Below are 12575 nucleotides of genomic sequence, written 5' to 3' on the forward strand. Positions count from 1 at the left end.
TCCAAGCTTTCACACGTCTGCGTGTAATGCATTCGGCTTATCGCAAAAGACGGCACTCCCCTGGGCGTGATCTTGGTCACGAAGACCGAGACCGATCCGCTGAAAAAACAGCGCGGAGGCATTGGCACATTCGGCAGAACGCATGCTCGACCTCAAGCAAAGGCTCTGGATTGGCGCTTTGCAGCTGTAGCAACAACGTCACATTCCGGCATTAGGCTCGCTCGACGTAATCGGTAACAACTTCAACCGAGCGAGCAGGAGCCGTGATGAGCGATACACCCAGAGATCCCACCAAACCGTCCGCCAGCGAACCCTCCATCGATTCCCCGACGGACGCTGGTCGTCGCAGGTTTCTGGGCGGGGTGGCGGTTCTGGGCGCGGGCGCGACGCTGAGCAACATGGTTGCGGCCAGTGATTCGGTCGAGGATGGAACATCCGCCTCGCTGGAATCCACCCTTAGCGGCGCCGAACTGGACAAGGCGCTGCACGACAACGTCAAGACCATCGTTGTGATCTATGCCGAGAACCGCAGCTTCAACAACCTGTTCGCCAACTTTCCCGGCGTGGAAAAGCCGCTGTCTTCGGTCAAGGCAGATGACTATCGCCAACGCGATCGCGACGGCAAGGTGCTGGAAAAGCTGCCCTCGTGCTGGGGCGGCGTATGTCAGATCGGACCGCAGAGCCTCGATGGCGTCACCTACCCCACCGGCCTGCAATATCAGGAAAACCTGCCGAACGCGCCTTTCGCCCTCAAGGGCCCGAGCGGTGAAGACCTGCCACTGGGTGTCGTGACCCGCGATCTGTGGCACGTCTTCTATCAGAACCAGATGCAGATCAACGGCGGAAAGAACGACGCCTTCGTCGCCTGGGCCGATTCCGGCGGTCTGCCGATGGGTTACTACAGCCAGAGCCAATATTCCCTGCGCCTGTGGGATGTAGCTCGGGAGTTCGTGCTCTGCGACAACTTCTTCCAGGGCGCCTTCGGCGGCTCGTTTCTTAACCACCATTATCTGATCTCGGCCAGGGCCCCGTTCTACCCGAACGCCGCCAGCTCCGCCGCCAAGTCGCAGATCGCTACCCTGGAGAGCAGCGACCCGCTGGATTACCGCCTCAAGCCATTGGAAAAATCTCCGCCCAGCGCCATGTCCGGTCCCCCGCAATTCGGCCCCAGTGCCCTGACGCCGGATGGCTATGCGGTCAACACCATGGCCCCGCCCTACTGGCCGACCTGGTTGCGCGACAAGGAGAAACCCGACTACTCACAGCCCAATCTGGCCAACGTGCTGGTGCCGCAGAGCCACGAGCACATCGGCGACAAGCTGTCGAAGAAGAACGTCGACTGGGCCTGGTATGCCGGAGCCTGGCAGGTCACGCTGGATGAATACAAGGATTCGCCGGGCAATCCCAAAATCCCCAATTTCCAGTATCACCATCAGCCGTTCAACTATTTTATACAGCAAGGCCCGGAGAACCCGGCGGAACGTAAAAAACGCTTGCGCGACGGCGGGCTGGGCGATGAAGCGAGCACCAATGGATTCCTCGCTGACGCCGACGCGGGCAAGCTGCCTGCCGTGACCTTCTACAAACCCCAGGGCAACCTGAACATGCACGCCGGTTACGCCGACGTCGCTGCCGGTGATCGACACATCGATCGTGCGGTGAAAGTGCTGCGCAACGGCCCGCAATGGAAAAATATGGTGATCGTCGTCACCGTCGACGAGAACGGCGGCTGGTGGGATCACGTCGCGCCGCCCAGGGGTGACCGATGGGGGCCTGGAACACGCATTCCCGCCATTGTCATTTCGCCATTCGCGCGCAAGGGCACCGTGGATCACACCGTCTACGACACCGCGTCGATCCTGCGGCTGATCACGCGGGTGCACGGCCTGGAAAAGCTCGACGGGCTTGTGGAGCGGGACAGCGCCATGATCGCGCGAGGACAAACGCCCATGGGTGACCTGACCGCTGCGCTGAGGTTTCCCGTCTGAAGAAAAGCGCCGGTGCACAACGCCACCGAGACGTTCTGCAACGTTTGCCTCGTTGACCTGCCGCCGCGACGGGTATTCCTTTCAGGACTCCAATCACCCTGCAAGGAAGCAACAACATGAATGCATCACACCCTTCTTACGTACCTGGCTATCGCGCGACTACCGAACTGTTGGTCGTGCATTGTTCGGCCACTCGTCCCACTCAAGACATCGGCGTTCGCGACATCACCCAATGGCATCGCCAACGCGGGTTCGACACCGTCGGCTACCACTACGTCATCCGCCGCAACGGCGAGGTGGAAACCGGGCGACCGGAGAACGCCATTGGCGCCCACGTCAAAGGGCATAACGCCAACTCCATCGGCGTCTGCCTGGTCGGCGGCGTCGATTCAGCGGGCAAGCCTGCGAACAATTTCACCTCAGCGCAATTCGTTGCGCTTCACCACCTGCTCGATGAACTACGCGAGCGCCATCCCGAGGCCCGCGTGCTGGGGCATCGGGATTTGTCTCCAGACCGCAACGGCGACGGGATCATCACCCCCAACGAGTTCATCAAGGCCTGCCCATCGTTCGATGTGGCGAAGTGGCTGAAAGAGCACCGATGAACGCTTGATTGGCGCCTGGCGACCACACACATCCCGTAGAAATGAGTGTGGAACTGTGCATATACGGTGCGGTTTCTCCTGACTAGAGTGACCGCGCCCTACAGCACTTAAGGAGAGTGCCATGCCCCAGACACTGAATTTCCAACAGGTCGACGTCTTTTCCAGCGCCGCCACCGAGGGCAATCCGCTCGCCGTGGTGTATGCCGCCGATGACGTGACCGACGCGCAAATGGCCGCGTTCGCGCGTTGGACCAACCTCAGCGAAACCACTTTCCTGCTGCGTCCAACCCACCCAGACGCCGATTATCGCGTGCGTATTTTCACCACCAACCGCGAGCTGCCGTTTGCCGGCCACCCGACGCTGGGCAGCTGTTTCGTCTGGCTGGATAACGGCGGCACTGCGAAGACCGACGAGATCGTTCAGGAATGCGGCGTAGGGCTGGTTCGCATCCGCCGCAATGGTTCGCGCCTGGCCTTCTCCGCTCCGCCATTGCTGCGCAGCGGCCCGGTTGAAGCGGATGTCTTGCACTGCATCGCCGCAGGGCTTCGCATGGCCCCCGAGCACATTGTCGCCAGCCAGTGGGTCGACAACGGGCCGGGCTGGGTCGCGGTCATGCTCGAAAGCCGAGAGGAATTGCTGGCAATCCGCCCTGACTACCAGGCCTTCAACGGCCTGAACGTAGGCGTCATCGCGCCCTGGACCGGCCCGGATGCCGAGGCCGACTTCGAAGTCCGCGCGTTGATCAGCAGCGACAACGGCGTCGAAGACCCGGTCACCGGCAGCCTCAACGCCAGCCTGGCTCAGTGGTTGATCGGCGCGGGTTTGGCGCCGAGCAAATACACCGCGCGACAAGGGACTGTGATCGGCCATCGCGGAAGGATCAGCATCGAGCAAGTGGGCGAGCAGATCTGGGTGGGGGGTGATGTGCAGAAGTGTGTGGAGGGGAGCGTGACGCTGTAACTACCCCAGGAGCGCCGACCCGATAGCAGCGAGGTCGGCGATTCACGCTTCACTCAGGAACGGCCGGCCCCACCTTATCGCTCACACCGCATTAAGAAATTCGCTGGCCTCTTTGGGTAACCGCAACGTCAACCCCGCCAACAGCACCGCAACCAGCGCAATTCCCACATATACCCCGACGAACGAACCATTGAAACTGGCCAATACCCCGCCGCTGAAGTTGCCGATCATTCCGCCTACGCCCTGAAGAATATTGGCAACGCCGAAAATGGTGACAGCCAACGCCGCGCTGCCGGCCATTTTCGAGACGTATGCGGGGATTAGGCCAAAGATAGGGTAAAACGCCAGGGCGAACAGCACGCCGGCCACCAGCGGCCAGTAACCGGCGGGATGAATCACGAGGATGAGCGCCGCGAGAGCCACGCAGCCGTAGACCAGCAGCATCGCGATGCGCAGGCCGACGCGGTCCGACAGCCAGCCCAACGCGAGGCCGGCGAACATGCCGACGAAACCGATGCTGGCCCAGATGTTCGCGGCGTAGGTCACGTTGAAACCGAGCTCAGTGCGCAGGTAGGAAGACAGGTAGTTCTGGAAGGGGAAGGTCGAGAAGCCCAGCAGGAAATTCATCGCCCAAACCGTCAGCACCCAGGGCTGCATCAGAGCGGTTTTGCCGACCTGTGCGGCTGAATCATCGGGCGCTGCGGCTTCTGCCTTGACGACGAATAACCGCGCCCGCTTGAACACCAGCGCCACGCCAATCGCCAGCACGAGGGTGATCAGGCCGACGATCCACCAGACCATGCGCCATTCACCCTGCGGCGCGTACAGCGGCACCAGCAGGCTATTGATGAACACGCCATAACTGGTGCCACTGGACACCAGCCCCATGGCCATGCCGCGGTATTTGAAGGCGACTGTACGCGAAATGACGTCGACCATCGGCACGAACACCGTGGCTGCCGTCCCGGCCAGTATTGTCAGCAGTGCGCCGATCAGCAGGATGTCATGCGTCAGCGGGATCAGCAGCAGGGCCGCCGCGCAGACCACGCCCGAGCCGAAGATCACCCAGCCACCCCCGACCCGCGGGGTGAGCCAGGCCGCCAGCAACGCGCACAGCAGAAAACCAAACTGCCCTGACGCCGTGATGGTGCCAACGTAGGAGATATCAAAGCCGAGGCTGGCGCGCATGTCTGGCACCAGCTGAGCGAATAGATAGATGCCAAAACCGAAGGTTGCGGCCACCAGCCCGGTGAGCAACAGCACAATCAAAGCATTGATACGCATCGTCAGCTTCCTTTCTGAGAGAGGGGAACGGCTTATACAGATCTATCGACAGGGAAACGCGTTTTTCAGCGACGAGACGACAAGCACCGATTCGTTCAGATGCAAGCTTTGCGGATGCTCTTCCAGGGACTGAACCACGATGCGCATCGACTGAATCATCGGAATCCCGCCTTCCGGTATGCAGACCAATTCAGGCGTGCCGCCAGCTTCATGGACGAGGTCCAGCGTGTCGATGGTGGCTTGCAGAACGCCAACGCAGTGGCCGATCCCCACCGGATTTTTAGCCACGCCGCCGCTCATGCTGCTGATACCGTCCTGGCATTCGAGCAACAGCTTGTTTCCGTCAGCCAGGGCGGCCGAGGCAAAGCACAGGGCTAGCGCTGCCGAGCACAGGATGGTCCTGGCCATGTTGATCTATTCTCCTGTCATCCCTGCTTGCACAAACCCTGTGACCGGCATCCGATGAACCGGCCAACAACAAACCCCTAACGCAGCCACAACTCCTTGACCGAATGATCCGCCGCCTTGCGCACCACCAGGCTTGCGCGCTCACGGGTGGGCAGGATGTTTTCCAGCAGGTTCGGGCGGTTGATGTCGCGCCAGATCTTGCGTGCGGCATCCGGGGATTTTTCCGGCGGCAAATCGGCCAGCTCGCGGAAATAAGCGCCACGAGCACGAAACGCCGTGCGCTGCAGCATCAAAAAGCGCTCGACGTACCAACGCTCGATGTCACCCTCGTCGGCATCCAGATAAATCGAGAAATCGAAGAAGTCCGAGACGATACTGCCCGGCTTCTGACCGTCGTTGCCTTCGGTCTGCAGCACGTTCAGCCCTTCGAAAATCAGGATGTCCGGCTGGCTGATCTGCAGGAATCTGTCCGGCACGATGTCATAACTGATGTGCGAATAGACCGGCGCGCTGATGTCCGCGACGCCAGCCTTGAGGTCAGACAGAAACTTGACCATGCGCTTGCGATCGTAGCTCTCCGGAAAGCCCTTGCGGTGCATGATGCCTCCGGCGTCGAGCTTCGCATTGGAGTGCAGAAAACCGTCTGTGGTGACCAGATCGACCCGCGGATGATCCGGCCAGCGAGCCATCAACGCCTGCAACACCCGAGCGAAGGTGCTTTTACCTACCGCGACACTTCCGGCAACGGCGACCACGTACGTCTGTTTTTTCGCAGGACGGCCGAGGAAAGTGTCCTTGATGCTCGCCAGACTGCGCGCAGCACTGACGTGCAAGTTGATCAGGCGCGACAAAGGAAGATAGATATTGACGACGTCTTCCAGGGAAATATCTTCGTTTACCCCTCGTAACGCCGCCAGATCTTCTTCGGACAAAGTCAGTGGCGTACTGGCGCGCAGTCCCGCCCACTCTGCGCTGGTCATTACGAGGTAGTCATCAGGCGCCATCTATAGCCTTCCAATCCAGGTGTCCGTATCGACAATGGTGCGAAGACTATCGTATTGACCCAAAAGCGGGGCAGATTTCTTCGATTTGCCACGCATTATTGGCGCAATTGGCGTTGAGCCGGTGAAGGGTATTGCGCCAGATCAGGCTTGCGCGGGAACGTCCACCTTACGCCGCTCGGTACTCGATGGTCAGGTGCGAAACCTCATGCACCACGTCCAGGCGCTGACGAATCGTTTCAGCCGTTACCTCGACGTTCGCCAGCACGCTGACAGTCGCCGCGCGGGCATCCGGACCCACCTTCCAGACGTGCAGATCGGTAATTTGCACGTCGCCGCCGGCCTCCACCACCTCGCGAATCTCTTGCGCGACCTGTTCATCGGTGACATCCAGCAGCACGTTGGCGCTTTGCCTGATCAGCCCGATGGACCAATTGGCGATCACCACCGCGCCGACCACGCCCATCACCGGGTCGAGCCAGACCCAGCCCAGGTAACGCCCGGCCAGTAACGCGGCGATGGCAAGCACCGAGGTCAGAGCATCGGCAAGCACATGGATATAAGCGGAGCGCAGATTGTTATCGCCCCCGTGAGAATGGACGTGAGCATCATGAGAGTGGCCCGCGTGATCATGAGGGTGATGACTGTGAGCCTGGCCGCCCGACAGCATCAACGCGCTGACGACGTTCACCAGCAGCCCGACCACGGCGATCAATGTCGCCTCGCCAAAGGCCACCGGCGTGGGCTGAAACAGCCGCAGCAGCGATTCAAGTCCGATCCCAAGTGCCACCAGCATCAGAATCAGCGCCGACGCGAAACCTGCGAGATCACCCACCTTGCCCGTGCCGAAACTGAATCGGCCGTTGTTGGCGTTGCGTCGGGCGAATGAATACGCCGCTGCTGTGATGCCCAGCGCTCCGGCGTGAGTCGCCATGTGAAAGCCTTCGGCCAGCAGCGCCATCGAGCCTGTCACATAGCCCGCGGCGATCTCTCCCACCATCATCACGAACGTCAACACCACCACCCACAGCGTGCGGCGAGCGTTCTCGTCATGGGACTGACTGAGGAACACGTGCTCGTGGGTGTGCTTCTGCGAAAGGACCATTGGCGACCTCCTTATTTCGAATAGCGGCGAATGGCTTCGAGCAGATCTTCCAGGCCCTGCGCCCGCTGCTCGTCACTCAACCCAGGATGCGCCACATGCTCACGCGCGTGGGCCTCGATGATGTGATCCAGCAAGCCATTGATCGCCCCACGCGTGGCCGCGACCAGATGCAGCGTCCTGGCGCAGTCGGCATCGGACTGCAGCCCACGTTCGATCGCCTGCACCTGCCCGGCGATGCGCCGAACGCGCTTGAGCAAGTCATCGTTTTTGGCGTGCAAATGCGCCATACCATACCCCCCTTACCTATGCTTATCGGCATGATGGGTCGTTCGCGCCTGACTCACAAGCGCTGAAAAGAAGATGGAAATAAATTGAACTCCGCCTTGCATCGTGCTGACAAATAGCCACCACAATCGACGCTGACAGAGGCGCTTCCCATGCGGCTTGAATTCTTGGCTCTCCGATTACTCGCCACCCTGGCTGATGAAGCCGTGTCGAGAGTCAATCCGCTGGATTTCACAGCGCTGCTTTACCTGCGTGACCAGGGCTATGCCGCCGTTTCGATCCAGGATGGATGCGTAGTGGCCGAGCGTACGCCCGCAGGGCGCAGGTTTGCGAGAGAGCGTGCGGGGAGATTGTGATGAGGCCTGCGCTTGCACCTCATCGGCGAGCCGCACCGGCCATCAGAAGGTCATCAAACGCGACGAGATAAAGCAATAGACCGCGCTTATCTGATTTCCCGGTCTATTCGCAGCCAACCCTGCGGATCGGCACTACCAGCCAGCCAGGACCATAGACGGTTTCAAAACAGGAGGGCATTTCGGAGGAAACAAAACGAAGGGGAATAAAGGAGGGTTCGTTATGGAGGCAACCCCACCAGCCACACCCCGGCACACAATGTTCCCGCTGTGGCTGCTTCCTTCCGGATCTGACCAGGTTCACGGGTAATCGTTGCGGGGGGACCGATAGGGTCACCATAACGACACTCACCAGTCGGCGAGCCGCGCCATTGTACCGGTCTGGCGCGAAGTTACAACCTCTGGTGTAGATAAAAAATTTGATAGCGCTCAAGCACTTGTAGATGGCCGCATGCAACGGGTCCAGGATGCCGCAAGTGCTGGGTGGCGTGGCAAACGTGTCGGCGGCCACCCCGCTCCATCCCGCGCTGGACTTAGTCGCCCAGGCCTTGGCAAGGTGGCGCCCATGAATAGCTCATTGATGAAATACGAGGCGTTGTCTGCCCTGCAGCTTCAGCAAGTGTTGCAGATCGACTTGCGGCCGGAGCAGAAAACCATGGTCGGGGACATTCACGGCGGGCTGCATGCGCTCAGCGCTCGCCCGGTAGCCGACATTCAGGGCTACGTACTGCTGGTGGAAGAGGTCCCAAGGGGATTCTTTCTGCTCAAACGCAGGTCGTTGTTGCCGCTCTGGGCAAGGGGGCGGACTGCGACGTTGCACGCACTGATGATCGACCGGCGTTATCAGGGGTTCGGATTGGGCAGAACCTGTTTGCAGAAGCTGCCGGAACGCGTGTCAAACCTATGGCCGGAAATCGAGCACCTGATGCTGGCCGTGCATCCCGACAATCACTCGGCGATCGCGCTTTATCAGGCGCTGGGCTGGACGTTCAGGGAAGATCCGGCCACCCCCGCCGAGGGGTTCGAGCGGCAAATGATCCTCAAACTGCGTTGAGAGGCGCCCGACCGCCATTCAACTGCCCAGCGCTTGCAGTTGCCTGACCTTGTTGTTGCGTTCGCCGTTCATCCAGTGTTCCAGTGCGCTGACGGTCATGGGACGGGCGACGAGGTAACCCTGCACTTCGTGGCAGCCCAGTTCGCAGAGGATCTGATAGACACCTTCGGTCTCGGCCCCTTCTGCCACGACGCGGTAACCCAGTCGACGGGCCAGGTCGACGATGGCTTCGACCAGTCGGCGATCCTTTTCATTGGCTTCGAGGTTTTCCACCAGCGACTTGTCGAGCTTGACCGTGGTGGCTGGCAGCTGGCGCAGGTAAGTCCAGTTGCTGTATCCGGTGCCGAAATCGTCGATGGCAATGTCGATATTCAGCGCGCGCAGGCGTTCGAGTTGCTGGCGCGTGAGCTCGGGATTGTCGCAGAGTGCGCTTTCGGTGAATTCGAGTTCGAAGCGACCCGGATCCAGCCCGCTGATCGCCAGTTGCTCGAACAGCGCATCGCTGAATTGCGAGTTGGCCAGATCAATAGCGGAAACGTTCATTGCCACCTTGAAAGCGTAGCCCTGGTGTTGCCAGGTTCTCGCCTGTCCAACCGCATGGCGCAGCACCCACAGGCTCAGCGATCGGATCAGCGCGGTTTTTTCCGCAAGCGGAATGAACTCGGCCGGGCTGATCGGCCCCAATACCGGGTGTTGCCAGCGCAATAGCGCCTCGACGGTGACAATACGCCCGGTACTCACCTCCAGCCTCGGCTGAAACATCAGCGAGAGCTGATCGGGGCTGCGCACCGCGTCCGCCAGCGACGCCAGCAGCAGAAACGCTCGCTGCTGGGCGAAATCCAGGTGAGGTTCGTACCAGCGCCAGCCAGTGGCCTTGCCTCGCGCTTCATCGGCAGCGCTGACCACCAGGCGAATCCAGTCTTTCTCATCGCTGCGCCCCAGCCCCAAAGGCAGCACGCCAATGCCCAGGTCCATCTGGATCGGAATGTTGCGACAGGTCAACGGACGCTGGAAGTGTGTGATCAGCTTGCGAAACAGCTGCTCGGCCTGCTCAGGGCCGTCATGTCGGGTGAGCAGCGCGATGCGCGTCGGGCTGACCTTGTACAGCGCCGTGTCGGCAGGCAGCTGCGCCCGGCAGGCGTTGATCATGCCGCGCACCAGTTCCTGGGCGAAACTGTAGCCCAGCGCCTTGACGATGCTGTCGAGAAACACCGGGTTGACCATGTCCAGCGCCACCAGCGCATGATCTTCACGGTTAGCCAGGGCGATGATGTCTTCTTCCAGGCGCAGGCGGTTGAAGAGCCCTGTCGGCTGATCGACATAGCTGGCCTTGCGCAGGTCGTTGAGGCGTTTCATCACCAGCTGGCCATACATCTGGAGCATGGTGATGTCGCGAGCATCGAGGGGCGCGCGGGTGTTGCTGTCGATGATGCACAGCGTGCCCAGCGCCAGGCCGTCTGCGGTCACCAACGGCACCCCGGCATAGAACCGGATGTGCGGCTCGCCAACCACCAGCGGGTTATCTTTGAAGCGTTCGTCTATCCGCGCATCTACGACTTGAAACACATCGTGGCTGAGGATCGAATAGGCGCAAAAGGAGATTTCCCGAGGCGTCTCGTGCTCGTCGAGTCCGGTGCCTGCGCGAAACCACTGCCGATGCTCGCTGACAATCGAGACCAGGGCGATGGGTACATTGAAGTAATGAACGACCATGTCGACGATATGGTCCAGCACTTCGTCGGAAGTCGAATCGAGAAGCCCCATATAGGTAATGCGGGACAGCCGCGAGGCTTCGTTCAAAGGAATTGGAGCGCTATTGGCCATTTGCGAATCCCTGTGCAACTGCTTTCTGCCAGTAGTATCAAAACGACATTGGAAGGGAAAGTAGCACTAGATCCGCGCCTGTGCAGGCTCTCGCAGACCGGCGGTGCTGACACGACCGCCGTTCCAAAGTTGCACTGAGCAACCTCTCACCCTTCAATCGAACAGGTCATTGCACCTGCAACACTTCATCTGCCTTGCCGCCCGCGCCTTGTATGACCAGATGAATGAAGTGCAGCTTGGTAATCACCGCAGGTGGCAACACGAACGGATAAAAATCTGGCTGCCCCATGGCGCGTGAAAGTTCGTTGAGCATACCCGCCAGTTCGATCCAGGCATTCACGAACGCCAGGAATGCCGGACCGCCCGGATGCTGCGGATCGTAGAGCGTGTTGAGCTCGAACGGCTGATAGTCGAGGTCCATATCCCGGGCGCTCATGCCCAGACTCAAGGCGGTATCCACCGCATCCATCATGTGCAGGTAATGCGCCCAGGTCTCGGCCCAGTCTTCCCACGGGTGCATAGTGGCGTAGGCGCTGACGTAGCTGGATTGCCAATCTGGCGGAGCACCGTTCTGATAATGATGATCCAGGGCATCGGCGTAGCTGGCGCGGTCATCGCCGAACAGGTTGCGGAAGCCGTCCTGCCAATAGGTGTTGGCGATCAGACGATCCCAGTAGTAATGCCCTACTTCGTGACGGAAATGTCCGAGCAGCGTGCGATAGGGTTCATGCATCTGCACGCGGACCTTCTCACGGATGGCATCGTCCGCTTCTTCGACGTTGAGGGTGATCAGGCCATTGGCGTGCCCAGTGGTCGGCAGGTTGCCTTGCAGGTCGACACCGAGGAATTCGAACGCCAGACCACGCTCTTCGTCGACGCTCTTCGGGATGACGGTCAAGCCAAGAGTGATCAGTTGCGCGATCATCCGGCGCTTGGCGGTCTCGATCTTGAGCCAGCGCTCAGGGTTATCCGGGATCGACAGGTCGGGGATGGTCCGGTTGAGGCTACAGGCGACACAGAATTGGCCAGCATTGTGCTCAGGGAAAATCCAGTTGCAGGCAGCGGGCGTGTCGAGGTTGGCACAACGGCGGTAGAGACCGGCCTGCGGTTCATCGCTCAGGCGCCAGGTATTGAGGTCCGGGCCAGGTTCCAGCGCGGCAATCTTGCTCTGTTCGGGCAGATAACCCAATGCAGCCGAGCACGCCAGGCACTGGCTGTTGCGGAAGAACACTGACTGTCCGCAGCGGCATTGCCAGACTTTACTATTGCGCTTGTTTTCGCCGACGAAAGGCGCCGCGATCCTTGTGCTGAGTTGCTCGAAGAACTGGAACATGACGATCTCCTGAATGGGCTGCAAGCACTAGATCATCGGGGGTTGCGGGGGGTTCCGGATATTTTTCGCAGAGTGAAATCTGTGCTTGGAACGGACTCCAGTCTGTCGGATTTTCTCGGCAGGAGCGCGCTTACGTGCAATTGCGCAGGGCCATTTGCAAATCAATTGCCTGACACACCGCGTCCGCCGGCAAGCGCGCTCCTACGGTTTTGAATCCTGCACCGGTACCGATTCCACCGCAAAAACCTGTGAGCGACGCCGGAGGTTACGACGGCAGCGAATGCGCGGGCTCAGTTATAAATGAAACGCCTGACACACCGCGTCCGCCGGCAAGCGCGCTCCTACGGTTTTGAGTCCTGCACCGGTACCGATTC

General features: G+C 60.3%; 12 protein-coding genes and 1 other RNA gene. 5 read left to right on the top strand and 8 right to left on the bottom strand.

The window, feature by feature from the left end; translation table 11 throughout:
• Positions 1 to 266: 266 nt before the first annotated feature.
• The 3 genes from CE491_RS04575 (at position 267) to CE491_RS04585 (ending at position 3554) form a co-directional block, all read left to right on the top strand.
• Complete coding sequence (locus tag CE491_RS04575) at positions 267 to 1988, top strand: acid phosphatase (RefSeq protein WP_110947176.1); 1722 nt, start codon at positions 267 to 269, stop codon at positions 1986 to 1988.
• A 116-nt stretch (positions 1989 to 2104) separates the two neighbouring features.
• The gene (locus CE491_RS04580) at positions 2105 to 2593 is read left to right on the top strand and encodes an N-acetylmuramoyl-L-alanine amidase (protein ID WP_110947177.1); all 489 of its coding nucleotides are present in this window, start codon (positions 2105 to 2107) and stop codon (positions 2591 to 2593) included.
• 121 nt (positions 2594 to 2714) lie between these two features.
• On the top strand, positions 2715 to 3554 hold the full coding sequence (locus CE491_RS04585; RefSeq protein WP_110947178.1) for a PhzF family phenazine biosynthesis protein: 840 nt from the start codon (positions 2715 to 2717) through the stop codon (positions 3552 to 3554).
• Positions 3555 to 3635: 81 nt separating this feature from the next.
• Here the strand turns inward: CE491_RS04585 and CE491_RS04590 are convergent, their stop codons facing one another.
• From CE491_RS04590 to CE491_RS04610, 5 genes are all read right to left on the bottom strand, one after another.
• On the bottom strand, positions 3636 to 4838 hold the full coding sequence (locus CE491_RS04590) for an MFS transporter (protein ID WP_110947179.1): 1203 nt from the start codon (positions 4836 to 4838) through the stop codon (positions 3636 to 3638).
• 42 nt (positions 4839 to 4880) lie between these two features.
• On the bottom strand, positions 4881 to 5246 hold the full coding sequence (locus CE491_RS04595; RefSeq protein ID WP_110947180.1) for a Rap1a/Tai family immunity protein: 366 nt from the start codon (positions 5244 to 5246) through the stop codon (positions 4881 to 4883).
• A 77-nt stretch (positions 5247 to 5323) separates the two neighbouring features.
• A complete protein-coding gene (coaA, locus tag CE491_RS04600; protein WP_110947181.1) occupies positions 5324 to 6250 on the bottom strand; it encodes a type I pantothenate kinase in 927 nt (308 codons plus the stop codon).
• Positions 6251 to 6416: 166 nt separating this feature from the next.
• Positions 6417 to 7352, bottom strand: coding sequence for a CDF family Co(II)/Ni(II) efflux transporter DmeF (dmeF, locus tag CE491_RS04605; RefSeq protein WP_110947182.1), 936 nt, complete (start codon positions 7350 to 7352; stop codon positions 6417 to 6419).
• A gap of 11 nt (positions 7353 to 7363) precedes the next feature.
• Complete coding sequence (locus CE491_RS04610; RefSeq protein ID WP_110947183.1) at positions 7364 to 7639, bottom strand: metal/formaldehyde-sensitive transcriptional repressor; 276 nt, start codon at positions 7637 to 7639, stop codon at positions 7364 to 7366.
• A 150-nt stretch (positions 7640 to 7789) separates the two neighbouring features.
• Between CE491_RS04610 and CE491_RS04615 the strand changes: the two genes are divergently transcribed.
• On the top strand, positions 7790 to 7993 hold the full coding sequence (locus CE491_RS04615; protein WP_110947184.1) for a hypothetical protein: 204 nt from the start codon (positions 7790 to 7792) through the stop codon (positions 7991 to 7993).
• Between the two features lie 230 nt (positions 7994 to 8223).
• Here CE491_RS04615 and ffs read toward each other — a convergent pair.
• An RNA gene (gene ffs / locus CE491_RS04620) (signal recognition particle sRNA small type) lies at positions 8224 to 8320 on the bottom strand.
• A 235-nt stretch (positions 8321 to 8555) separates the two neighbouring features.
• On the opposite strand from ffs, the gene CE491_RS04625 reads away from it, so the two are divergent.
• Positions 8556 to 9044 carry a GNAT family N-acetyltransferase gene (locus tag CE491_RS04625; RefSeq protein WP_110947185.1) on the top strand — a complete coding sequence of 163 codons (489 nt, stop codon included), beginning with the start codon at positions 8556 to 8558 and terminating at the stop codon, positions 9042 to 9044.
• A gap of 18 nt (positions 9045 to 9062) precedes the next feature.
• Here CE491_RS04625 and CE491_RS04630 read toward each other — a convergent pair whose 3' ends face one another.
• Together CE491_RS04630 and CE491_RS04635 are read right to left on the bottom strand one after the other, a co-directional pair.
• Positions 9063 to 10868 (bottom strand): putative bifunctional diguanylate cyclase/phosphodiesterase, encoded by a 1806-nt coding sequence (locus CE491_RS04630; RefSeq protein ID WP_110947186.1) that lies wholly within the window; start codon positions 10866 to 10868, stop codon positions 9063 to 9065.
• Between the two features lie 166 nt (positions 10869 to 11034).
• On the bottom strand, positions 11035 to 12201 hold the full coding sequence (locus CE491_RS04635; RefSeq protein WP_110947187.1) for a zinc-binding metallopeptidase family protein: 1167 nt from the start codon (positions 12199 to 12201) through the stop codon (positions 11035 to 11037).
• Positions 12202 to 12575 lie beyond the last annotated feature (374 nt).

The sequence above is a fragment of the Pseudomonas bohemica genome (genome assembly GCF_002934685.1).
Lineage (GTDB): Bacteria > Pseudomonadota > Gammaproteobacteria > Pseudomonadales > Pseudomonadaceae > Aquipseudomonas > Aquipseudomonas bohemica.